The organism is Nonomuraea sp. NPDC000554, assembly GCF_040300065.1.
Taxonomy (GTDB): domain Bacteria; phylum Actinomycetota; class Actinomycetes; order Streptosporangiales; family Streptosporangiaceae; genus Nonomuraea.
In genome coordinates, this window is sequence record NZ_JBEPDC010000019.1 from 85,154 (window position 1) to 107,734 (window position 22,581).

19 protein-coding genes are annotated in these 22,581 nt (G+C 70.8%); 9 read left to right on the plus strand and 10 right to left on the minus strand.

Annotation, left to right across the window (positions count from 1 at the left end):
• Window positions 1–49 precede the first annotated feature (49 nt).
• Window positions 50–3,022 (plus strand): SNF2-related protein, encoded by a 2,973-nt coding sequence (locus ABT294_RS31690; RefSeq protein WP_350809967.1) that lies wholly within the window; start codon window positions 50–52, stop codon window positions 3,020–3,022.
• Window positions 3,022–3,837: an SWIM zinc finger family protein gene (locus tag ABT294_RS31695; protein WP_350809968.1), complete on the plus strand. Its 816-nt coding sequence runs from the start codon at window positions 3,022–3,024 to the stop codon at window positions 3,835–3,837. Before ABT294_RS31690 ends, ABT294_RS31695 begins: the two co-directional genes overlap by 1 nt.
• Here ABT294_RS31695 and ABT294_RS31700 read toward each other — a convergent pair.
• A complete protein-coding gene (locus tag ABT294_RS31700; RefSeq protein ID WP_350809969.1) occupies window positions 3,824–4,450 on the minus strand; it encodes a TetR/AcrR family transcriptional regulator in 627 nt (208 codons plus the stop codon). The genes ABT294_RS31695 and ABT294_RS31700 overlap by 14 nt on opposite strands.
• Before the next feature lie 85 nt (window positions 4,451–4,535).
• Between ABT294_RS31700 and ABT294_RS31705 the strand changes: the two genes are divergently transcribed.
• On the plus strand, window positions 4,536–5,270 hold the full coding sequence (locus ABT294_RS31705; RefSeq protein WP_350809970.1) for an SDR family NAD(P)-dependent oxidoreductase: 735 nt from the start codon (window positions 4,536–4,538) through the stop codon (window positions 5,268–5,270).
• 44 nt (window positions 5,271–5,314) lie between these two features.
• On the opposite strand, the gene ABT294_RS31710 is transcribed toward ABT294_RS31705, so the two are convergent.
• The 8 genes from ABT294_RS31710 to ctaD form a co-directional block, all read right to left on the minus strand.
• Window positions 5,315–6,253, minus strand: a complete 939-nt coding sequence (locus ABT294_RS31710) for a diacylglycerol/lipid kinase family protein (RefSeq protein WP_350809971.1) — start codon at window positions 6,251–6,253, stop codon at window positions 5,315–5,317.
• Window positions 6,254–6,301: 48 nt separating this feature from the next.
• Window positions 6,302–9,061, minus strand: a complete 2,760-nt coding sequence (locus ABT294_RS31715) for an immune inhibitor A domain-containing protein (protein ID WP_350809972.1) — start codon at window positions 9,059–9,061, stop codon at window positions 6,302–6,304.
• 122 nt (window positions 9,062–9,183) lie between these two features.
• The gene (gene frdD / locus ABT294_RS31720; RefSeq protein ID WP_350809973.1) at window positions 9,184–9,525 is read right to left on the minus strand and encodes a fumarate reductase subunit FrdD; all 342 of its coding nucleotides are present in this window, start codon (window positions 9,523–9,525) and stop codon (window positions 9,184–9,186) included.
• Complete coding sequence (locus ABT294_RS31725; RefSeq protein ID WP_350809974.1) at window positions 9,522–9,977, minus strand: hypothetical protein; 456 nt, start codon at window positions 9,975–9,977, stop codon at window positions 9,522–9,524. The genes frdD and ABT294_RS31725 overlap by 4 nt, the downstream gene beginning before the upstream one ends.
• Entirely contained in the window at window positions 9,974–10,711 is a 738-nt protein-coding gene (sdhB, locus tag ABT294_RS31730) for a succinate dehydrogenase iron-sulfur subunit (protein ID WP_350809975.1), read from the minus strand. The genes ABT294_RS31725 and sdhB overlap by 4 nt, the downstream gene beginning before the upstream one ends.
• Window positions 10,704–12,440 carry a fumarate reductase (quinol) flavoprotein subunit gene (gene frdA / locus ABT294_RS31735; protein ID WP_350809976.1) on the minus strand — a complete coding sequence of 579 codons (1,737 nt, stop codon included), beginning with the start codon at window positions 12,438–12,440 and terminating at the stop codon, window positions 10,704–10,706. Before frdA ends, sdhB begins: the two co-directional genes overlap by 8 nt.
• A gap of 5 nt (window positions 12,441–12,445) precedes the next feature.
• Entirely contained in the window at window positions 12,446–12,679 is a 234-nt protein-coding gene (locus ABT294_RS31740) for a hypothetical protein (RefSeq protein ID WP_350809977.1), read from the minus strand.
• Between the two features lie 67 nt (window positions 12,680–12,746).
• A complete protein-coding gene (gene ctaD / locus ABT294_RS31745) occupies window positions 12,747–14,414 on the minus strand; it encodes an aa3-type cytochrome oxidase subunit I (protein WP_350809978.1) in 1,668 nt (555 codons plus the stop codon).
• A gap of 186 nt (window positions 14,415–14,600) precedes the next feature.
• Between ctaD and ABT294_RS31750 the strand changes: the two genes are divergently transcribed.
• From ABT294_RS31750 to ABT294_RS31760, 3 genes are all read left to right on the plus strand, one after another.
• Window positions 14,601–15,431, plus strand: coding sequence for a TIGR03619 family F420-dependent LLM class oxidoreductase (locus ABT294_RS31750; RefSeq protein ID WP_350809979.1), 831 nt, complete (start codon window positions 14,601–14,603; stop codon window positions 15,429–15,431).
• Between the two features lie 32 nt (window positions 15,432–15,463).
• Window positions 15,464–16,075, plus strand: a complete 612-nt coding sequence (locus ABT294_RS31755; RefSeq protein ID WP_350809980.1) for a hypothetical protein — start codon at window positions 15,464–15,466, stop codon at window positions 16,073–16,075.
• A 79-nt stretch (window positions 16,076–16,154) separates the two neighbouring features.
• Window positions 16,155–17,360 carry an aspartate aminotransferase type Ic gene (locus ABT294_RS31760; protein ID WP_350809981.1) on the plus strand — a complete coding sequence of 402 codons (1,206 nt, stop codon included), beginning with the start codon at window positions 16,155–16,157 and terminating at the stop codon, window positions 17,358–17,360.
• A gap of 13 nt (window positions 17,361–17,373) precedes the next feature.
• Here the strand turns inward: ABT294_RS31760 and ABT294_RS31765 are convergent, their stop codons facing one another.
• Window positions 17,374–17,904, minus strand: coding sequence for a hypothetical protein (locus tag ABT294_RS31765; RefSeq protein WP_350809982.1), 531 nt, complete (start codon window positions 17,902–17,904; stop codon window positions 17,374–17,376).
• 92 nt (window positions 17,905–17,996) lie between these two features.
• Between ABT294_RS31765 and ABT294_RS31770 the strand changes: the two genes are divergently transcribed.
• The 3 genes from ABT294_RS31770 to ABT294_RS31780 all read left to right on the plus strand — a co-directional run bounded on the left by ABT294_RS31770 (window position 17,997) and on the right by ABT294_RS31780 (window position 22,517).
• A complete protein-coding gene (locus ABT294_RS31770) occupies window positions 17,997–19,358 on the plus strand; it encodes an FAD-binding oxidoreductase (protein ID WP_350809983.1) in 1,362 nt (453 codons plus the stop codon).
• Window positions 19,359–19,510: 152 nt separating this feature from the next.
• Window positions 19,511–21,745, plus strand: coding sequence for a serine/threonine-protein kinase (locus tag ABT294_RS31775; protein WP_350809984.1), 2,235 nt, complete (start codon window positions 19,511–19,513; stop codon window positions 21,743–21,745).
• 136 nt (window positions 21,746–21,881) lie between these two features.
• On the plus strand, window positions 21,882–22,517 hold the full coding sequence (locus tag ABT294_RS31780; RefSeq protein WP_350809985.1) for a TetR/AcrR family transcriptional regulator: 636 nt from the start codon (window positions 21,882–21,884) through the stop codon (window positions 22,515–22,517).
• The last annotated feature ends 64 nt before the right edge of the window (window positions 22,518–22,581 follow it).

Below are 22,581 nucleotides of genomic sequence, written 5' to 3' on the forward strand. Positions count from 1 at the left end.
ACCCTCCGGACAGCCGACCTGGCCCGCGCTGACGAGGTAGCCTGCCGAGGTGCTGGTCGTACACGGGGTCTGGGCCGGGGATGGGCTCGCCTTCTGGGCGGAGTCCCCCGACGGCGCCGCAGGCCGCGCGAAAGGCGACGCGCCGCGTCCCCACCCCTTCGCCGCCGCGCCCTCCGCCATCGCCGCCCATCTCGCCCTCGCGGTGGGCGAGGCGGAGGTTCGCGTCCTGGAGTTGTTGCTGCCCGGGTCCGCCGGGGAGCCGCTGCCGTCCCCCGAGACCGGGCGGCTGGCCGAGACGGTCCGGCCTCGGTTGCGGCTGTGGCGGGTGCCCGCCGTGGTGCCGCCCGCCGCCGAGGCGCTCCGGGTGCTGGACGCGCACGCCGGTAGCGCCACCGTGCGGCATTGGGCCGCCGTCGCCGAGTTCGCCCGTGACCTGGTGCGGCGCGGGCGGGTGGTGCCGCAGCTGGTCCGCGACGGCGCGGGCGGCCCGGCGCGGGAGTCCATGTGGGCGCTTCCCGGCAACGACGCGCGGGCCGTGTGGCGGGCGGTGCTCACGGGGGCCGACGCGGCGTACTTCAGGGAGCTGGCCCTGGCCATGCCGCCCGCCTGCCGCACCGCGCAGGTCGAACGCCCGGCCGGCGAGGTCCTGGCCGAGGCGCTGGACGCGTTCGCCGACGCGCTGGTGCGGACGGCGCTCACCGAGCCCATCGTGGCGCGGCCGAGAACGCCCAGGGACCGGTGGCTGGCCGCCCTGACCGGCGCCGACGGCGGCTGCCCTGACGTCCCCGAGCTGCGGGACGAGCTGGAGCAGTGGCGCGAGTCCGTCACCGCCTCCGAGGGCGCGGCCACGCTCTGCTTCCGGCTGGTCGAGCCGGGCGCAGGCGACAGCGAGCTGACCCGGCCGGGCGAAAGCGACCGGTGGCGGGTGGAGTTCGCCCTGCAGGCCGCCGACGACCCCAGCCTGTACGTCCCAGCGGCCAGGGTGTGGACCGGTGAGCCGGTCGCCGGGCTGCCGCATCGGCCCGAGCGCGAGCTGCTGGCCGGGCTCGGCCGCGCGGTGCGGCTCTACCCGGAGCTCGACCGGTCGCTGCGCGTGGCCGAGCCCGCCGAGCTGATGCTCGACACGCCGGGCGCGTTCGGGTTCCTGCGCCAGGCGGCCCCGCTGCTCCAGGCGGCCGGTTTCGGCGTGCAGCTGCCCCGCTGGGCGGGCCGCACCCGGCTGGGGCTCAAGCTCACGACCCGCACGAAGAAGCAGAGCGCCGCCACGAGCCAGGGGTTCGGGCTGCGGGAGCTGGTCGACTTCCGGATCGACCTCGCGGTGGGCGACGAGACCATCAGCGAGGCGGAACTGGCCGAGCTGGCCAGGCTGAAGGTGCCGCTGGTGCGGGTGCGCGGCCAGTGGGTGGAGCTGGACGACCGCCAGCTGAGGGCCGCGCTCAAGGCGGTCGAGAGAGCTCGGACGGGTGAGCTGCCCGCGTCCGACATCCTGTGGCACGTGACCCAGGGCGACGACGAGCTGCCCCTGCTGGAGGTCGACGCCGACGGGGTGCTCGGCGACCTGCTGTCGGGTCAGGCCGAGCGGCGGCTGCGGCCGATTGCCACCCCGGACGGCATCGACGCCACGCTCAGGCCGTACCAGGAGCGCGGGCTGGCCTGGCTGAGCTTCCTGTCGGAGCTGGGCCTGGGCGGGGTGCTGGCCGACGACATGGGCCTGGGCAAGACGATCACGACGCTGGCCCTGCTGGTGCACGAGCGGTCGGCGAGTCCGACGTTGCTGGTGTGCCCGATGTCGCTGGTGGGCAACTGGCAGCGCGAGTCGTCCAGGTTCGCGCCGGGGTTGCGCGTCTACGTCCACCACGGCGGCGGACGCGACACGGAGCGGATCGCCGACGCCGACCTGGTGATCACCACGTACGGCACGGCCCAGCGGGACCTGGAGGCGCTGCGGGCCTTCGAGTGGCGCAGGGTCGTCTGCGACGAGGCCCAGGCGATCAAGAACAGCGGCACGCTGCAGGCGCAGGCGGTGCGGGCGATTCCGGCGGGGTCCAAGCTGGCCCTGACGGGGACTCCGGTGGAGAACCATCTCGCCGAGCTCTGGTCGATCATGGAGTTCGCCAATCCGGGGCTGCTCGGGTCCCGCTCCCGGTTCAGGACCAGGTTCCAGGAGCCGATCGAGGCGCGTCAGGACGAGCAGGCCGCGCACGCGCTCAGGCGCGCGACGGGCCCGTTCGTGCTGCGCCGCCTCAAGACCGACAAGTCCATCATCTCTGACCTGCCGGAGAAGCTGGAGGTCAAGGAGTGGTGCCCGCTCACGCCCGAGCAGGCCACCCTCTACCAGGCGGTCGTCGACGACATGATGGGCCGCATCGACGACAGCGAGGGCATCGAGCGGCGCGGCCTGGTGCTGGCCGCGATGGCCAAGCTCAAACAGGTCTGCAACCACCCGGCCCACCTGCTCAAGGACGGCTCCCGGCTGGCGGGCAGGTCCGGCAAGCTGATCCGGCTGGAGCAGCTCACCGAGGAGATCACGGCCGAGGGCGAGAAGGCGCTGCTGTTCACCCAGTACGCGGAGTTCGGCGCGATGCTCCAGCCGTATCTGGAGCAGCGGCTCGACCGTCCGGTGCTGTGGCTGCACGGCGGGCTGCCGAAGAAGACCCGCGACCGCCTCGTCGACCGTTTCCAGCACGACGAGGAGCCGATGGTGTTCCTGCTGTCGCTCAAGGCGGCGGGCGTCGGGCTGAACCTGACGGCCGCCAACCACGTGATCCACGTCGACCGCTGGTGGAACCCCGCCGTCGAGGACCAGGCCACCGACCGCGCCTTCCGCATCGGGCAGCGCAGGAACGTGCAGGTCCGCAAGCTGATCTGCGCGGGGACCCTGGAGGAGCGGGTCGACCAGATGATCGAGCGGAAGAAGGCCCTGGCGGAGCGCGTGGTCGGCACCGGCGAGGACTGGCTGACGGACCTGTCCACGGACGAGCTGCGCGAGGTCTTCCGCCTCACCGCGGAGGTGGTGTCGTGATGCCGGTGGGCAGGGACGGCTGGTTCGACGGCGGCGCGCCGATCCGGGTCGAGGGCGGGATCAGGGCGCGCAGCCGGCGCGGGTCCATCGGCTCCACCTGGTGGTCGCGCCGGTTCATCGACCTCCTGGAGCGCGTCTGCGACAAGGGGCGGCTGGCGCGTGGCCGGTCCTACGCCCGCCAGGGCCAGGTCCTGTCCATCGACCTGTCCGCCGGCCTGGTCGAGGCGTCGGTGCAGGGCTCGCGGCCCAGGCCGTACGAGGTGACGATCAGGATCGAGGCGTACGGCGAGGCGCGCTGGACCGCGGTCGAGGAGGCGATCGCGGCGCAGGCCGTCTACCGGGCGAAGCTGCTGGCGGGCGAGATGCCGACGGAGATCGAGGAGCTGTTCGCGGCGGTCGGCCTCGACCTGTTCCCCCGCGACCTCGACATGGACTGCTCGTGCCCCGACTGGGGTTTCCCGTGCAAGCACCTGTCGGCGGTGCTGTACCTGCTGGCCGAGTCGTTCGACGACGACCCGTTCCTGGTGCTGGCCTGGCGCGGACGGACCCGCGCCGAGTTGCTCGGCTCGCTCGCCGACGACCGGCAGGACCCGCTGCGGGTCGAGGACGTGCCGTTCGCCGACCGCCTGGCCGACTTCTACGCCCCGGGGGCCACGGCGCACCGCCCCGAGCGCCGCGCCTCTCCGGCCGCCCCCGACCTGCTGCTGCGCGTCTTCCCGCCGCCGTCGGACCTGTCGCGCCAGCTGACCCCCGCCTACCTGCGCCTGGCCCCCCGCCTGGACCCCTCTCTGGACCTCGACGTCAGCAGTTCATGATCTGGGCCAGGTCGCCGGGCCGGAGCGGGGGCTCGGGGAGCGGGTGGGCGGCCGAGGCCCGCAGGCCGTCGAGGATGAGGGCCAGGTGCCGCCGCCACGCGCCGGGGCTGACCTGCGCGGTGGCCTCGATGGTGCGGGTGAGCGCCCAGGTGACGAAGGCCATGTCCTCGAGGGTGAAGTCGGGACGGAGCGCGCCGCTGCCCTGCGCGCGGGTGACGATCTCGGTCATCAGCCGGTGGCCGCGCAGGTGCCCCTCGGTGGGCACGGCTGGCGGGACGCGGGCGACCAGGTCGTTGTAGCCGCGGTCGGCGGCCAGCAGGCGGCAGATCTGCTCGACGAAGTGGACGAAGCCCTCCCACGGGTCGTCCATGGTCAGGGCGTGCTCGGCGATGCGGGCGACGGTCTCGACCCGGTCGGCGAAGACGGCTTCGACGAGGTCGGCTCTGGTGGGGAAGCGGTTGTAGAGGGTGCCGATGCTCACCCCGGCGCGGCGGGCGACCTCCTCCAGGGCGACGTCCAGCCCGTGTTCGGCGAAGACCTCGCGGGCCGCGCAGACGAGCCGCTCGCGGTTGCGCTGGGCGTCGCGGCGCAGCGGGGTGGATCTGGTCGTCATCCGGTCATTCTAACGAAGTTGACGACGCCCTCAAGTTTCCTTTAACTTGAGGGCGTCCTCAAGTTTTTTGTGGAAGGGAGACTTCATGTCCCGCAAGGTGATCGCGGTGCTCGGCGTCGGGCCGGGGCTCGGCCTGTCCATGGCCCACCGGTTCGGCCGGGAGGGGTTCGTCACCGCCCTGGTGTCGCGCAACGCCGAGCGTCACGAGGGGTACCGGGCGAGCCTGTCGGCCGCCGGGATCGAGTCGAGGGGCTACGTCGCCGACGTCGCCGACGAGGGCGAGCTGCGCGGGGTGCTCGCGCGCATCGCGTCCGATCTGGGAGAGATCGACACCGTCTACTTCGGGCCGGGGAACCTGGAGTCGGGGGCGGGCATCGTCCCCATCACCGAGCTTGACGCGGAGACCGTGCGCGGCCCGTACGAGGCGACACTGATCCCGCCGGTCAACGCCGTCGCGGCGGCGCTCCCGCCGATGCTGGAGCGCGGCGACGGCGCGCTGTTCTTCGCGGGCGGGCTCAGCGGCAAGTACCCGATGCCCCTGCTCGGCAGCCTGGCCCCGGCGACAGCGGCGCTGCGCATGTACGTCCTGACGCTCGCCGCCGCGCTGGAGGGGCGCGGCGTCTACGCGGCGACCCTCACGATCGGCGGGCTCATCGAGCGCGGCGACATCCACCGCTTCGTCCAGGAGCACGCCGCCCGGACCGGCGAAGCGGTGCCCGGAACGCTCGACCCGGACGACATCGCCGACACGGCGTGGAACATGTACGTCGCCCGCGACCGCGCCGAGGCCGAGTTCAACGCGCTGACGCAGCCGGTCTGAGCCCGGCGGTCAGCCGCAGCGGCCCAGGACGGCCGGACCGGCGTCTAGCGGTCTTCGAAGTCGCCTGGCACCATCACGCGGACCCCGTTCGGCACCACGCGCAGCGTGATCGGCGTGAGCAGCCGCACCTCGCCGTCGACGTCGGCGGCCATCGGCGGGTCGGTCTCCAGCAGCATCTCCCGGCCGACCACGAAGGGCCCGCCCGCGAGGCTGCGCCAGCGGCCCGTCGTGGCGCGCACCAGGGTCTCGCCGAGCAGCCGCAGCTTCTTGCCCGAGCCGAGCTGGTAGGCGACGAGCATGCCGTTGTCGATGCTGATGTCGCGCGCCACCTGCCAGCCGCCGTGGAAGCGGCCGTTGGCGATGTTGAGCTGGTGGGTGAGCAGCTCGTGGCGCTGCCCGTCGGCGGTGATGAAGGCGCGGAACGGCCGGTGGTTCGGCAGGACGGTCAGCGCCGTCAGCGGGTAGGCCGGACGGCCGAGAATCCGCTTGAGCCACGGCCTGACCTTGCCTGCCACCTCGACCGAGACGCCGAAGCTGGCCAGGTTGGCGAACGGGCGGTCGTCGGCCATGCCGAGGTCGATGTCGGCCACCTTGCCGGTGTCGAACACCCGGATCGCGCCCGCGAGGTCCAGAGGGAGGCCGAGGCTGCGGGCGAAATTGTTGGTGGTGCCGAGCGGCAGCACGCCGAGCGCCACGTCGCGGTGCGCGACGTGGCGGACGGCCGAGGACAGGGTGCCGTCACCGCCGCCGACGATCAGCAGGTCGGGCCGGGTGTCCAGCGCCTTGTCGAGCATGTCGCGCAGCCGCTTGGGGTTGACCACCGGCAGCTCTGCCAGCGGCTCGAAACCGAGGCCGTGCAGCTGGTCGAGCACCTCGAAGTAGTGCCGGCGGCCACGCCGTGAGCGAGTGTTGATCACCACAGCCACCCGGCGGTCCGTCCGGATCGCCGCGGTGTGTTCGGCTTTGGTGCGCAATTCGCTCATGGCCCCCCATCGTAGGGCCGCCGGGAGGTGCCCCGGCGGCCCGTTACCTCACTTCTTCGGCGGAACCACCTGGACGATGGCGCCCAGATTGCCCGGCAGCGGCGCGAGCAGATTGAACTGGACGCCCAGCGCCTTGCCCTCGTCACCGGGGTTGCCGGTGCCCAGCACGGCCCCGTTGGGCAGCTTCTGGCCGTACAGCTCGGTGGCGGGGCTGCCGTCAGCGGCGTGCACCACGCGGGTGCTGTACTGCTGGTCCCCCTTGGACGGAACGACGGCCGAGGCGTCGAAGTCGCGGTACCCGAGGGCGCCGTTGAGCAACTCCAGGCCCGGGTACCAGGTCTTGGCGTCGGTGAAGTCCTTGACGCCCTTCAGCGCGGGGATGTCCGTGCAGTACTCGCTGAACGGCTCGTCCGGCGCCTCCAGGCACTCCTTGAACGGGTAGGTCTTGCCGAACGAGAAGGCCGCGTTGGACGTCTGCGACCGCCCTTCCAGGTTCTTGCGCAGCGTCGGGTCCTTCTGGGCGGCGGTCCCCGTGCGGCGCAGCGGCTCGTAGTGCGAGTCGACGACCAGCAGGCTGCCCTTGGTCCCGAGGCTCGGCGGGAGCTCGAGGTTGGGGACGAGCGTGTTGTTGGTGAACGTCGAGTCGCGGTACCAGACCAGCAGGCCGGGCGCGTTGTACTTGACCTTCTGCACCTTCCACGCCCCGTCGCGGGAGTAGTTGGTGTCGTAGGCGTACTGCAGGCCCTTGTCGAAGCCGTCGAAGTTGCGCCACTCGGCCAGGTAGAAGCGGGAGATCTCACGGGAGCCGTTGTTGATCGTCCAGCCCTGACCGCTGGTGTTGGTGAACGTGCCGCCGGTGGCCTTCCAGCCGTTGTCGCCGCCCTCGACGTCGTCACTCCACACGGCGGCGCCGCCGTTGGTGAGCTGGAAGTCGTCGGCGTGCCAGCCCCGCGGCGTGGAGGCCGCGTCGGTGTTGTAGGTCAGCCGCAGCTTGACGGACTTACCGGCGAACGGGGTCAGGTTGACGTAGTCGTGCCGCCAGCCGTTGGTGGCGCCGGTGAGGCCGTACTTCTTGTTGCCGAACGTCTTGAGGTTCTTGTTCGGGTCCGGGTAGCTGTCGGGCGTGCTGACCTCGTTGCCGGCCTCGTCGAAGACCTTCTGCTGGGCCCAGGTCTGGCCGCCGTCCGTCGACACCTCGACGAAGCCGTAGTCCCAGTCCTGCTCGATCTCGTAGTTGTTCCACATCCAGAACCGCAGGTCGGTTCCGGCGGGCACGGTCACGTCGCGGGTCAGCTTGACGTCGGCCCACTCCTGGTCGAGCCCGGTCCACCAGGCGTTGGCGCCGCTGTGCGGGTCGATCATCTTCAGCGGAGTGGACGCCAGGTTCACCCGGACGCCGTCCTCGGTGAGCTTGGGCGTGCGCGAGGACTGGCCGACCGTGACCGGCCTGGCGGCGTCGCCGGGGTTGAACACCTTCGGGTTGGCCCAGCCGAGCACCCACTTGTCCCACAGGCCCATGTGGGTCGGCATCGACTGGAAGATCGGGCCGGAGTGGGAGCCGCTGGACATCAGGTCCCAGAAGTCCACCGCGGAGCTGGCCGAGCCCGACGTGTCGTACAGGTCGGGCAGGCCCAGGTCGTGGCCGTACTCGTGGGCGAAGACGCCGACTCCGGCGTCCTCGGGCTGCACGATGTAGTTGGAGATCTTCTTGTCGGTGCCGGGGATCTTGTAGCCGCCCGCGACCGCGCTGGAGTGCGCCCAGATCGCGTACGTGCCCTCGGCGCCGCCGTCCGACGACTTGTCCTTGCCGGCGTGGATCAGGACCAGGTGGTCGATCACGCCGTCGGGCTCGTCGTAGTTGCCGTCGCCGTCGGCGTCGGAGACGTCCTCGACGTCATAGTCGGCCCAGGCGAAGCCGGGCTGGCTCTTGGCCAGGGCGTCGACCGCGTCGATGGCCAGCTGCCCCGCGCCGGTCGGGTTGTCGGGGTGACCGGACATGTCCTGGGGCGCGCCGCCGCAGGCCGCCGCGCCGTACCATGCCTCGGAGTGCGGGGCCTTCACCCAGCCGACGGCCGAGCCGGTGACCGAGTAGGCGCCCTTGGACATCTCCTCGTACATCTTCTTCATCGTGTAGCCGGAGATGTCGATGCCGGGCTTGCCGTCGCGGGGGTCCTTGAGGTCGGGGCGGACCCGCTCGGTGATGCCCTTGTCGGTGTAGAGCATCGTGTTGAAGTGGGAGGTACTGAAGTCCTTCACCCAGAACGAGTTGTTGTCCTGGTGCGGGAGCTTCGCCGGGTCCGGGATGTTGTTGTGCAGCGGGCCGTTCTTGAGCGTGCCCGGCGGCTCGACCACGCAGTCATCGGGGGCGCTGTCGACCGTGCGGAGCCGGTTGAAGTTCGAGAAGTCGTCGTTGGCCTGCTCGTTGAACTCCACCAGAAGGGTCAGCAGCTTGGCGGTCTTCTTCTGCTTGGAGTTCTTGAAGATGAAGTCTGCGGGGTTGCGCCCCGTCCTGATGGCCTCGTTCTCGCGGGCGGCCAGGACGCGGGCGGCGGCCGGGTTGCCGCTGATGAACTTCCTGTCGAGTTTCTCGGCCGGGCTCAGCGAGCGGGCCTTGTTCTTCGACAGCGACGGCTCGTCAGGGTCCTTGTCGACGCGTGGCGGGGCGTAGTTGATGTAGTAATCCGACACGCCCGGCTCGTACGTCGCCGTGGAGGCCCCAGCGGCGGCCTCAGCGGCCGGGACGGTCAGTGCGGCGCCGAGAAGGGCGACCGCCGGAATCGTGGTTAACAGGCGCTTTCTACGTGGCACCAGGAACCCTCTCTGCCCGGGATCGCCGGGCGCATGGCCATAGGGTGTGCAATGCCGGACGCTAGAGGGTGGGTAAAGCCGTCGTAAAGAGCGTTGTTGAAACGTGATCAATTCACGACATTTCAGAACAACAGGACGAAGGCCAGAACACCGCCCAGAATGGCGGCTCCGTAACACAGCATCGCGATGAGCGGGTCGAACCTGGCGATGCCGAGCAGTTCCTCACTGGTGAACCTGATCCGGTGCGCGGCGTGGAAGAGACACAGCACCACGACCGCCAGCAGCGCGGCCCGTACCAGCGGGTTGGCCAGCAGGGCGCGCAGATGCTCGGCGGCGGGCCAGTCGACCAGCCCGAGCGGCATGAGCACCCCGAACAGCAGCACCAGCACCGGCAGCACCAGCGCGGCCACCACCCCGCCGCCGCTGAAGAGCAGCCACAGGTACGGTTCCGGCGTCCGCTTCATGGCTTCCTCAGGATGAAGTAGGCGATCAGCGCGGAGATCACCAGCCAGGCGGAGTGGTTGCCGCCCTGGATCATCCAGGACGGCAGCCGGTAGCCGTCGAGCCTGACCACGGTGGCCTTGGGGGCGAGGTTGAGGAAGGTGACGGCGTGGAAGGCGGTGGCGACCAGCGCCACCACGTTGATCGCGATCATCCAGGGCCGGGCGGCGAGCGCGGCGAAGTCCTGGAGGCGTCCGCTCATGACCGCGTCGACCAGCATCAGCAGGAACACGATCGTCCAGGCCACGAAGACGCTGGTCAGCTCACGCAGCACGAAGACCGTGCAGGCGCGGCTGCGGACGAACCAGAGCGCGTCTCGCGGCGGCCGGTAGGCCTCCGGCGCCCCGGCGGCGTGGTTCGGCGCGCCCCCTCCGCCAGACGTCCCGGCGGTGTCCGGCTCGCCGCCGGGCGTCATCGCCTGCTCCACGGCAGGACCGAGCGGAGGGCCGCGGTCACCTTGTAGCGCTGGATCGCCTCGGCCGGGTCCACGTGCTTGGGGCACACCTTCGTGCACTCGCCGACGAACATGCACCCCCACACCGCCTCGTCCAGGTTGAGCACGTCGAAACGGTCGTCCATGTCGCGGGAGTCCAGGTTGTAACGCTGGGCGAGCGCGATCGCCGCCGGGCCGAGAAAGTCGGGGTCGAGCACGTAGATTGGGCAGGCCGAGTAGCACAGCATGCAGTTGATGCACATGCTGTACTGCTTGTACGCGTCGAGCTGCTCGGGCGTCTGCGTGTACTCGGTGGTCAGCGGCAGCTCCTCGCCCTCCCTGACCAGCCATGGGCGCACCGACGACAGCTTGGCCAGGAAGCCGTCGATGTCCACGACCAGGTCCCTGATCACCGGGAAGCCCTTCAGCGGCTCGATCCTGACCGGCCCGTCGCCGTACTCGGTGAGGAACGTGCCGCAGGTCAGCCTCGGCTCGCCGTTGACGGTCATGCCGCACGAGCCGCAGACGCCCATCCGGCACGACCAGCGGAACGACAGGCTGCCGTCGAGGTGGTCCTTGACGTAGGTGAGGCCGTCGAGCACCGCCCAGTCCCCCATCAGCGGCACGTCGTAGCCCTGGAACACCGGCTCGCTGTCCTGTCCCGGCCGGTAGCGGGCGATCTCCAGCCGGATCGTGCGGGTCTGCGTATCAGTCACGTCCGTACACCCTTTCGCCGGGTGGCCAGCGGGTGATGGTCACCGGCAGCAGGCCGACCGAGGGCGTGCCGTCGGGCGCGCGGTGGACCAGGGAGTGCGCCAGATAGCCGGCGTCGTCCCTGGCCGGATGGTCGGTGCGCTGGTGCGCGCCGCGCGACTCCCGCCTGTTGAGCGCGCAGGCCACGATCGTCTGCGCGACCTCCAGCATGGTGTGCAGTTCCTGAAGGCCGATCAGCTCGGTGTTGAACACCGTGCTGGCGTCGTCGAGCCGCGCCTCCTCTGCTCGTTCGCGCAGGTCGGCGAGCGTGTCGGCGGCCTTGGCCAGGACGTCGCCCGTCCGGTAGATCCCGGCTGCGCCCTCCAGCGTCCGCTGCATGCGCTCGCGCAGGTCGGCGATCCGCTCGCCGTTGCCCCCGCCGCCGTCGCGCGCGCGTTCCAGCCGTCGCCGCTCGTCGTCCCCCTGGCTGCGGACGGCGGGCGGTTCGGCCTCGCGGCGCTCGCGGGCGTACCCGGCGGCGGCGAGGCCGGCCCTCCTGCCGAAGACCAGGATCTCCGGGAGCGAGTTCGAGCCGAGCCTGTTGGCGCCGTTGATGCTGACGCACGCGGTCTCGCCGGCGGCGTACAGGCCGGCGATCGGGGTCGCGCCGTCGAGGTCGGTGTGAACGCCGCCCATCATGTAGTGCACGACGGGACGTACCGGGATGAGGTCGGTGGCGGGGTCGAGGTTCTGGTAGCTCCTGCACAGCTCGCGGACGAACGGGATGCGTATGTCGATCTTGACTTCGCCGAGGTGGCGCAGGTCGAGGTAGACGACCGGGCCGTACGGGGTGTCGGCGGTGCGGCCCTTCTCCTGCTCGTGGACGAACGCCTGCGACAGGCGGTCGCGCGGGCCGAGTTCCATGCTGCGCAGCTTCGGCGTGGGCGTGGGGCTGCCGAGGTCGTAGTCCTGCAGGTAGCGGTAGCCGTCCTTGTTGATCAGCCAGCCGCCTTCGGCACGGGCCGCCTCGGTGATGAGGATGCCGGTGAACGGCAGGCCGGTCGGGTGGTACTGGACGAACTCCATGTCCTTGAGCGGCGCGCCCGCGCGGTAGGCCAGCGCCATGCCGTCGCCCGTCTTGATCGCGGCGTTGGTGGTGAACGGGAAGACCCGGCCGCAGCCGCCGGTGGCCAGGATGACGGTCCTTGCGGCGATGGCCTCGATGCGGCCGGTCCGCAGCTCGACGGCCACCACGCCGTGGACGCGGCCGTCGTCCACGATGAGCTTGGTGACGTACCACTCGTCATATCGGGCTATGTCCGGATATTTGAGGGTTGTTTGGAACAGGGTGTGCAGCAGGTGGAAGCCGGTCTTGTCGGCGGCGTACCAGGTGCGCATCCGCTTCATCCCGCCGAACGGCCGCACCGCGACCCTGCCGTCGGGCTCGCGGCTCCACGGGCAGCCCCAGTGCTCCAGCTGGATCAGCTCGCGCGGCGCCTCGGCCACGAACGCCTCGACCGCGTCCTGGTCGCAGAGCCAGTCGCCGCCGGAGACGGTGTCGTAGCAGTGCTCGTCGAGCGTGTCGCCGTCGGCGATCACCCCGGCGGCGCCGCCTTCGGCGGAGACCGTGTGGCTGCGCATCGGATACACCTTCGACACGACCGCCACCCGCAGCGCCGGGTCGGTCTCGGCGACCGCGACGGCCGCCCGCAGACCCGCCCCTCCTCCCCCGACGATGAGCACGTCGATCATGTGGGTCAGCTCCCGTGGTCCGCTTGCAGCGGGTCCTTCACCCGCTTGCCGTCGTGGCGGATGGCCGACAGATGGATGCTGCCGTCGTGGTACTCGTGCCGGATCCGGCGGCAGCCGCACGCGAAGAACTGGTCCCGGATCACCAGGCCGTAGCCGTCGTCGTCGACGAGGAGCTCGCCACCGGATCTCTTCCCGCACGGGGCCGTCTCGGGAGCGAAAGGAGTCTTCGTACCTGTCATCGCCGATCTCCTTAGATAGGCGAAACGTCACTTCCACCAAAGCACCGTGACCCTGTCCGGGAAAGGGTCAGCCGGCGGATTCCTCGGGCTCCTCCATTGAGGGCCGTTCGTGCGGGTAGTGCAGGTCGAACGCGGGCCGCTCGGAGCGGATGGGCGGGATGGCGGTGAAGTTGTGCCGGGGCGGCGGGCAGGACGTCGCCCACTCCAGCGAGTTGGCGTAGCCCCACGGGTCGTCCAGCGTGACTCGGGGCGCGCGCCTGGCCGTCTTCCAGACGTTGTAGAGGAACGGCAGCGTCGAGGCGCCGAGCAGGAACGCCCCCACGGACGAGATCTCGTTCAGCGTGGTGAAGCCGTCGTTCACGCTGTAGTCGGCGTAGCGGCGGGGCATGCCGAGCACCCCGAGCCAGTGCTGCACCAGGAAGGTGGTGTGGAAGCCGACGAACAGCGTCCAGAAGTGGATCTTGCCGAGCCGGTCGTCGAGCATCCGGCCGGTCATCTTGGGCCACCAGAAGTAGAAGCCGGCGAACATGGCGAACACCACGGTGCCGAACACCACGTAGTGGAAGTGCGCGACCACGAAGTAGGTGTCGCTGAGGTGGAAGTCCAGCGGCGGCGAGGCCAGGATCACCCCCGTCAATCCGCCGAGCAGGAACGTCGCCAGGAAGCCGAGCGCGAACATCATCGGCGTCTCGAAACTCAGGTGGCCTCGCCACATCGTGCCGACCCAGTTGAAGAACTTCACCCCGGTCGGCACGGCGATGAGGAACGTCATGAACGAGAAGAACGGCAGCAGCACCTGCCCGGTCGCGAACATGTGGTGCGCCCACACCGTCATCGACAACCCGGCGATGGCGATGGTCGCGGCGACCAGCCCCAGATACCCGAAGATCGGCTTGCGGCTGAACACCGGGATGACCTCGCTGATGATGCCGAAGAACGGCAGCGCGATGATGTAGACCTCCGGGTGGCCGAAGAACCAGAACAGGTGCTGCCAGATCATCGCGCCGCCGTTGGCGGCGTCGAAGACGTGCGTGCCGAGCTTGCGGTCCGACTCCAGCACGAGCAGCGCGGCGGCCAGCACGGGGAAGGCCATCAGCACCATCATGCTGGTCAGCAGGACGGTCCAGGTGAACAGCGGCAGCCGGAACATGACCATGCCCGGCGCGCGCATGCAGATGATCGTGGTGATGAAGTTGACGGAGCCGAGGATCGTGCCCAGGCCCGACAGCGCCAGCCCCATGATCCACAGGTCGCCGCCGATGCTCGGCGAGTAGGTGGCCGTCGACAGCGGGGTGTAGCCGAACCACCCGAAGTCGGCCGCGCCGCCCGGTGAGACGAACCCGGCGAGCACCATCAGCCCGCCGAACAGGAACAGCCAGTACGCGACCGCGTTCAGCCGCGGGAACGCCACGTCCGGGGCGCCGATCTGCAGCGGCATGACCACGTTGGCGAAGCCGGCGAACAGCGGGGTGGCGAACAGGAGCAGCATGACCGTGCCGTGGACGGTGAACAGCTGGTTGTACTGCTGCTGGCTGACCAGCTGCAGGCCCGGCTGGACCAGCTCGGCCCTGATCATCATGGCCATGAGGCCGGCGACGAGGAAGAACCCGAACGAGGTGATCAGATAGAGGTAGCCGATGACCTTGTGGTCGGTGGTCGACAGCCAGGAGGCGATCACGGTCCCGGTGCGGCGGCGCCTGACCTGTTCGATCGTCGTGTCGCGGACGGTCGTCACGGCTGCTCCCTCCTGTACGGAGAATGCCCTGCCCCGATAACCCCATTGCACGCCAACGACCGCCGACAGGGAAGACGTCGCCCCACATTCACGCACCGTGACCATGGACGGCATGCGCCACGCGCATGGCTGCCATGCGAGATCGTCGCTGGTGGATCACTCCAGCGATTCATACCTTTTCCAGATATGTCACTAGCCATCGGATTACACGCGCCCAACACCTTCGCCGGGGCCGACCGCAAGGGAGCCGCACGGATCGCCGCCCTGGCGGAGGACCTGGGCTACGACTCGCTGTGGACCGCCGACCACGTCGTGCTGCCCGCGCCGCGGATCGCCCCGTCACCACTCGAACCGGACGCGCCGCTGCTCGACGCCGTCGTCTCGCTGGCGTTCCTGACCGCGCACACCGAGCGGATCCTGCTGGCGACCGGCTGCGTGGTGCTGCCGCAGCGCGACCCGCTCGTCCTGGCCAAGCAGCTGGCGAGCGTGGACGTGCTGAGCGGCGGCCGGCTCCTGGTCGGCGTCGTCGCCGGCTACCTGGAGCCCGAGCTGCGGGCGCTGGGCGTCCCCCTGGAGGGCAGGGGCGCGCGCACGGCGGAGTACCTGCGCGCGATGCGCTCCCTGTGGGAGGACGACGCCCCCGCCTGCCACGGCCGCCACGTCGACTTCGAGGGCGTGGACGCCCATCCCCGCCCTGTTCAGCGTCCGGTGCCCGTCGTCATGGGCGGCCACACCCGCGCGGCGCACCGCAGGGCCGCCGAGCTGGCCGACGGATGGTACGGCTGGATGCTGGGCCTGCGGGCCACGGCCGCCCAGCTCGGCTCGCTGCGCCAGGCGGCGGACGGGCGGCCCCTGCACGTCTCGGTCACCCCGGCCCGCCGCCTCGACCGCGACACCGTCCGCGCGTACGCGGACCTCGGCGTGGACCGGCTCGTCGTGACGCCTCCAACCGGGCTCGTGCTCGGTGAGCTGGAGCGATTCGTCCAGGAGAACGCTCCGGGCCGGCTGCTCGGTTGAACCTTTCGCCGGCCGGCGGCATCGTACCCCGCATGATGATGACGAGAATCGCGTTGGTCACGGGCGGTGCGGTGCTGGCGGGGGTGTTGTGCGGGCCGGCGGCGCTCGCGCAGGCGCCGTCGATCCCGAAGGGGTTCCTGCTCTACGAGAAGCAGGCGCGCAAGGACAGCAAGCACTGGTATGTCAGCGAGAACAGCCCCTACGAGGAGGTGTGGAACATCCAGTGCTCCGCCGTCAGGCTGAAGGGCTGGTCCGCCCGGCGTGACGTCGTCTACGACACCGAGATCGGCGGCGGTGAGGAGACCAACCGCGAGCGCGGCGAGCAGGTGTTCGTCTTCCGTGACGCCCAGGGTGCCGGCAAACTGATGGCGCGGTTGGGCAAGCTCCTGGACGCGTGCGGCAAGACCGTCAAGGTGCGCAAGCCGAAGATCGGCGACGAGGCGCTGGGGGCCTCCCGGACGATCAAGGCGACCAAGGCCTCCCCGATCCCCCAGACGCAGAAGTTCGTCGCCGTGCGCAAGGGCGCCGCCGTGGCCCTGTACTGGGACATGCACAACAAGGCCAGGTCGCTCAGGAGCATGGCCCAGCACGAGGCCGACGCGAAGAAGATGGCGGCCAAGCTCTGCGCTGTCGGCGGCTGCTGAACCATCCACATCGCGGACCGGTTCCAGTTCAGGGGGCGGCGTCTTCTATCCTTCGTATCAACCGATCGGAGGAGATTTCGTGACCGCTCAGCGCGAATACGCCGCCCTCGTCCAGCGTGGGCTCTCGCTCGACCTCACCCGGGGCAAGCCGTCACCGCGCCAGCTCGACCTCTCCAACGACATGCTCAAACTGCCGTCCTCGTACCGGGCGGCCGACGGCACCGACGGCCGCAACTACGGCAACCTGCAGGGGCTGGCGGAGCTGCGCGAGCTGTTCGCGCCGCTGCTGCAGGTCCCGGCCGGGCAGCTCGTGGTGGGCGGCAACTCCAGCCTGGCGATGATGCACGACACGATCGTGCACGCGCTGCTGACCAGCGTTCCCGGGGCCGAGCGCCGCTGGGTGGAGGAGCCGGAGATCACGTTCCTGTGCCCTGTGCCCGGCTATGACCGGCATTTCACCATCTGCGAGCGCTTCGGGATCAAGATGGTCCCGGTGCCGATGAACGCCGACGGCCCCGACATGGACGTGGTCGAGCGCCTGGTCGCCGGCGACGCGAGCGTCAAGGGCATGTGGTGCGTGCCGAAGTACAGCAACCCGTCCGGCGTCACCTTCAGCGACGAGACCGTGCGCAGGCTGGCCGCGATGCCGACAGCCGCGCCCGATTTCCGGATCTTCTGGGACAACGCCTACGCCGTCCACCACCTGACCGACACGCCGGCCGAGCTGGCCGACCTGCTGGCGCTCAGCGAGCAGCACGGCAACGCCGACCGCGTCTTCGTCTACGGCTCCACCTCGAAGGTGAGCCTGGCGGGCAGCGGCGTGGCGTTCTTCGGCTCCTCGCCGGCCAACGTCGAGTGGTTCCTGGCCAACACCTCCAAGCAGTCCATCGGCCCCGACAAGCTCAACCAGCTCCGGCACGTGGAGTTCCTGCGCGACGGCGAGGGCGTGGCCGCGCACATGCGGCGGCACGCCGAGCTGATCGGGCCCAAGTTCGAGCTGGTCGACAAGGTGCTGACCGAGCGGATCGGCGACCTCGCCACGTGGAGCAGCCCGAAGGGCGGCTACTTCATCAGCCTGGAGGTGCCGCACGCCGGCGCGGTCGTGGCCAGGGCCAAGGCCGCCGGCATCGCGCTGACCCCGGCCGGCGCCACCCACCCGTACGGCGCCGACCCCGACGACCGCACGATCAGGATCGCCCCCACCTACCCGGAGCTGGGCGAACTGGAGCAGGCCATCGAGGGGCTCGCGGTGTGCGTCCGCCTGGTCGCCGAGGAACAGGGCTGATTCGCTGACCGGTTCACCTCGACCGCCTGAAGCCGAAGATGTACTCGCGCGTCTCGCTCGGATGGAACGAGACGCCGACTCCCGGCTCGAAGGCGACGTTGTCTCGCGGGCAGTAGTAGAGGCCCTCCCACACCGCCAGGGCCTGCTCCCTGGCGGGGGCCTCCGCCACGTCCCGCTTGCGCGCGCCGGTGGCGCCGAGGACGAGCAGCAGCCCGAGGCCCCAGAAGAAACCGGTGAGGCAGAACGGCGCGAGCAGCACCTCGGTCCAGCTCGCGTCCCTGCCCATCGCGATCACCAGCGCGACGACGAGGTGCACGAGCGCGGCGAGCCCGAGCAGGATGTACCCCTGGTTCCTGCTCCACGGCGTGTAGTGCCGGCTGGGGAACGACAGCCAGACCGCGAGCTGGGTGCGGCTCATCACGTGCCTGGACGCCCCCAGCGAAGGCGCGGTGGGCAGGTCGGCGACGTCCCGCTCGCTCGGCAACCTGACGCGCCCGATCCGGTACGTGGTCCCTGCGGCGACTACTCCTGGAACCGAGGCCACCTGGTCAGCCCGTGTGCATACCGGACATGCGACTTCCACCCAGGGCAGTTTGGCCTTAAGCCGCTGTCCGCGCAAACCGTAAGGTGCTTCCTGTGAGACCGATTGACACCCTGGTGAACTCCCTGCCCGACGGCCGGGTCCTCACCGACCCCGATGTGATCGACTCCTACGCGCGTGACCGGACGTTCGTGGAACCCGGCAAGCCGCTGGGCGTCGTGCTCGCCGCCTCCCGTGACGACGTGGTCACCACGCTGAAGTGGGCGACCGAGCACCGGGTGCCCGTGGTGCCGCGCGGAGCGGGCACCGGCCTGGCGGGCGGCGCCACGGCGGGCGACGGCGCCGTCATCCTGTCGCTGGCCAGGATGACCGCGATCAGCGAGATCTCCCCCGCCGACGAGATCGCCGTGGTCGAACCCGGCGTGATCACCGCCGACCTGGACAAGGCCGCCAGGGAGCACGGGCTCATGTACGCGCCCGACCCGTCGTCCTACGAGATCTCCACGATCGGCGGGAACCTGGCGACCAACGCGGGCGGGCTGCGCTGCGTGAAGTACGGCGTGACCCGCGACTCGGCGCTCGGCCTGGAGGTCGTGCTGGCCGACGGGCGGATTCTGAACACCGGCCGGCGCACCATGAAGGGCGTCACCGGCTACGACCTGACCGGCCTGTTCGTCGGGTCCGAGGGCACGCTGGGCGTGATCACGTCCGCCACGGTGCGGCTACGCAGGGCGCCCGCCGTCCCGCCCGCGACGTTCGCCGCCGAGTTCGGCTCGCCGCGCGAGGCGGGCGCGGCCGTGTCGGCGATCATCGCGGCCGGCTGCCAGCCTTCGCTGATGGAGCTGCTCGACCGCGCCACGCTGGAGGCCATCGACGAGTGGCGCAACATCGGCCTGGAGCCCACGACGAAGGCGATGCTGATCGGCCAGTCCGACGCGTCCGACGGGCAGGCGATGGTCGCCCGGATGGAGGAGCTCTGCCTGGAGAACGGCGCGTCGTTCGTGGCCGTGTCGTCCAGCCCGGCGGAGACCGAGGAGCTGATCGGGCTGCGCAGGATGGCGTACCAGGCCAAGGAGCGCCTGGGGGCGTGCCTGGTCGAGGACGTGTGCGTGCCGCGCTCCGTGCTGCCCGACATGATCACCGCGATCGAGACCGCCGCCGCCAAGCACGACGTGCGGATCTGCACGGTCGCGCACGCGGGCGACGGCAACCTGCACCCGGTCTTCATCTTCGAGCACGGCGCGACCGAGCCGCCCGCGAACGTGTGGGCCGCGGCGGACGAGGTGTTCACGCGGGCGCTGGAGATGGGCGGCACGCTGACCGGCGAGCACGGCGTCGGGCTGCTCAAGCGACGGTGGCTCGACCTGGAGTCCGGGCCTCTGACGCGGGAGGTGCAGCAGGGCATCAAGGCCGTGTTCGATCCGCTCGGGCTGCTCAACCCAGGCAAAGCCATCTGAGGGCGTGACATATCCCACTGACGCGTACACATTCTGCGACGAAACGCTGACATATGGCGTCAAAAGATGAAAGATGTATTCGGGTCGGGAAGACGCCTCACTAGTCACGCTGGTAGCGTCTTGCCCCATCTATCGAGTTGATGGGGGTCGATGTGAACGAGTTCCAGCCGTTGGCGGCGGACGACCCGCGACGGCTGGGGGCGTATGACATCGTCGCCCGGCTCGGCGAGGGCGGCCAGGGTGTCGTGTACCTGGGCAGGAGCGAATCAGGCGATCAGGTCGCGGTCAAGCTGTTGCACCACGCCCTCGTGGCCGACACCGACGCCAGGACCAGGTTCCTGCGCGAGGTGGCCGTCGCCCAGCGGGTTGCCAGGTTCTGCACCGCTCCCGTGCTGCACGCCGACCTTGACGGCAGCCGCCCGTACATCGTGAGCGAGTACGTGCCGGGGCCGTCGCTGCGCGAGATGGTCATCAACGAGGGGCCGCGCCGCGGCGCAGCGCTGGAACGGCTCGCGATCAGCACGGCCACCGCCCTCGCGGCCATCCACCGCGCCGGCATCCTGCACCGCGACTTCAAGCCCGCGAACGTGCTCATGGGCCCCGAGGGTCCGGTCGTGATCGACTTCGGCATCGCCCGCGCCCTGGACTCACCCGGGGCCACGGCGACCGGCATGGCCATGGGCACGCCCTCGTACCTGGCTCCCGAGCAGCTCAGCGGCGCGGCCGTGTCCGAGGCGGCCGACGTGTTCGCCTGGGGCGTCACGATGGTCTTCGCGGCCACCGGCAAGCCCGCGTTCGGCGCCGACTCGATCCCCGTCGTGATGAACCGGATCCTGCACGAGCAGCCCGAGCTCGGCGGGATGGAGGGCGCGCTCGCCGAACTGGTGGAGGCGTGCCTGTCCAAGGACCCGGCCCAGCGTCCCCGAGCCGACGAGCTGATCGTCCGGCTGACGGGCCAGCCGGCTCCCACGTCCGCTGTCGAGCCCGTCTCCCAGCCGATCCCGCAGCAGGCCCCCGCTCCCGGGGCGCAGGCGGGCGCCGCCGCGCAGCAGCCCGGCCCCGGCCAGAGCCCCGCGGCGGGAGCGGACGGCTACCCCGGCCCCTGGAGGCGTTCAGGCGGCCCCATGCCCCACACCGGGCAGTTCGGCCACCCCGGCGCCTCGAAGGGGCAGCCCGGCCCCGGCCCCGTGGCCGCGGGACCGGCCGGTCCGCAGCCCGGCACCCCGCCGCAGGCCCAGGGGATGCCCCCACAGGGCGTGCCCCCGCAGGGCGGCCCCGGCACGCCTCCTCAGGCGGGAATGCCTCCGCAGGGTGGTAACCCTCAGGCGGCTGCGGGAATGCCTCCGCACCTCGCCCAGGGAGCACCGGGCGGCCAGGCGCCCGCGGGCCCCGGCGGCCCTCAGGGAGGCCCCGGCGCCATGGGCCCCTCCGGCATGGGCCCTGGTGGCCCGTCGGCCCCGAAGGACGACGCGCCTGCCAAGCAGCGGCGCACGCTGACGTTCGCCCTCTCGGGCGCCGCCGCCGCGGCCCTCCTCGTGGTCGGGGGCGCGGTGGTGGTGAACGCCAACTCCGGCAAGCCGCCGGTGGTATCCGTCGAGAACGCGGCCAACGGCAGCCAGACCGAGGGCCCAGGCGCGGGCCAGCCCGCGGAACCGCCCGCCGACGAGCCCACCCCCGATCCGGCGCAGACCGGGCAGCCCGTCCCGACGCTGGACGTGGAAGAGCCGAAGCCCACCAAGTCCAAGGCCAAGCACACCAAGGACCCGCGCTCGCAGGTGCCCAACCCGGTGACGGTGACCGCGGTGCCCAACCCGGTCACGACGAAGCACTCCGAGCCCTCTTCCTCGCCGACCAAGACCCGCGCGAAGAAGAAGAGGAACACCGGCCTCGTCGATCCGGACGCCGAGCCGACGATCGGCCCCGACACGAACACGGACTTCAGTACGACCGGGGAGGCGGGCAAGCCCAGCACGAAGCCCAGTACCCGGCCTACCGCCAAGCCCACGACGAAGCCCACCGTCAAGCCCACCGTCAAGCCGACGACCAAGCCCTCCTCCAAGCCGAACCCGTACAGCGCGACCACGGTGTGCGGCTCCGGCTACAAGGTGGTCGACTCGCACTCGCTCGGCAGCAGCGCGACGATCTACCTGCTGTACAGCGCGGGCGCGGGCAAGAACTGCGTGGTGACGATGTCGCGGATGGTGTCCTCGGCCAAGATCAAGATGAATGCGATCCTCCAGATCCAGGGCGGGAGCAGCGGGAGCAACCCGGGCAGCTTCGCCGCGTACGCGGGTCCGGTGCGCCTGGCGGGCGCCAAGAAGTGCGTCATCTGGGGCGGCTCCTGGAACAGCCTGTCGTGGAAGTCCGGCTGGAGCCACTGCGGCTGACGAACCCCTTCTCTTGTGACGGCCTTCGCGGCGCGGGCAGGCAGCCCGCCGACCGCGGAGGCCGTCGCCGTTCGCGGCCGAAAGCTCGGCGCCCGGGTCTTCCGCCGGGCGGCCGGGCGGGGTTAGGCTCATTGACGTGATCGTCAAGTCCGAGGTGCTCACCGCGCGGGGGCGGCGCACGCGCGCCGCGCTGGCGCACGCCGGGCGTGAGGCGTTCGAGGAGCACGGGTACGACGCCGTGCGCATCGACGACGTGTGCGCGCGTGCCGGGGTGTCACACGGCACCTTCTACACCTACTTCGACTCCAAGGAGTCGCTGTTCGGCGAGGTGGCCGGGGCGGTGGTGGGCGAGATGTTCGCCGCCAGCGTCGTCGGGCCCGCCGTGTCCGGCGATCCGTACGCGCGGGTGGAGGCCGCGAACCGGCTCTACCTGCGGGCCTGGGCGGCGAACTCGCGCCTGGTGCGGATGCTGGAGCACGCCGCGGTCGGCGACGACCGGTTCGGGCGGCTGCTGCTCGAACTGCGCGAGGTGTTCGTCCGGCGCGGTGCGGACGGCCTGCGCCGGCTGCAGGAGCAGGGCCTGGCCGACCCCACGCTCGACCCCAGGCTCACCGCGATCATGCTGGGCGGCATGGTGGAGCACTTCGCCCACGTCTGGCTGGACCTCGGCGAACGAGCCGACGAGCAGACCGCCGTGGACCATCTGACCCGCCTCTGGGCCCGGGCCATCGGATTGACGCCGCCGTCAACTCCGCAGCAGGAGGACACGTGATGACCAGCCGCACCAGCGCGCTCTGCCCCCGCACGGCTCCGCGGGCGCCCGCCGCCCCCGTCCG

Bases quoted from the DNA above. Each gene is read 5' to 3' on its own strand.
- frdA (WP_350809976.1), bottom strand. From the start codon at position 12,440: ATGATCGACGTGCTCATCGTCGGGGGAGGAGGGGCGGGTCTGCGGGCG.
- ABT294_RS31705 (WP_350809970.1), top strand. From the start codon at position 4,536: ATGTCCCGCAAGGTGATCGCGGTGCTCGGCGTCGGGCCGGGGCTCGGC.
- ABT294_RS31740 (WP_350809977.1), bottom strand. From the start codon at position 12,679: ATGACAGGTACGAAGACTCCTTTCGCTCCCGAGACGGCCCCGTGCGGG.
- ABT294_RS31750 (WP_350809979.1), top strand. From the start codon at position 14,601: ATGTCACTAGCCATCGGATTACACGCGCCCAACACCTTCGCCGGGGCC.
- ABT294_RS31725 (WP_350809974.1), bottom strand. From the start codon at position 9,977: ATGACGCCCGGCGGCGAGCCGGACACCGCCGGGACGTCTGGCGGAGGG.
- frdD (WP_350809973.1), bottom strand. From the start codon at position 9,525: ATGAAGCGGACGCCGGAACCGTACCTGTGGCTGCTCTTCAGCGGCGGC.
- ABT294_RS31695 (WP_350809968.1), top strand. From the start codon at position 3,022: ATGCCGGTGGGCAGGGACGGCTGGTTCGACGGCGGCGCGCCGATCCGG.
- ABT294_RS31710 (WP_350809971.1), bottom strand. From the start codon at position 6,253: ATGAGCGAATTGCGCACCAAAGCCGAACACACCGCGGCGATCCGGACG.
- ABT294_RS31700 (WP_350809969.1), bottom strand. From the start codon at position 4,450: ATGACGACCAGATCCACCCCGCTGCGCCGCGACGCCCAGCGCAACCGC.
- ABT294_RS31755 (WP_350809980.1), top strand. From the start codon at position 15,464: ATGATGATGACGAGAATCGCGTTGGTCACGGGCGGTGCGGTGCTGGCG.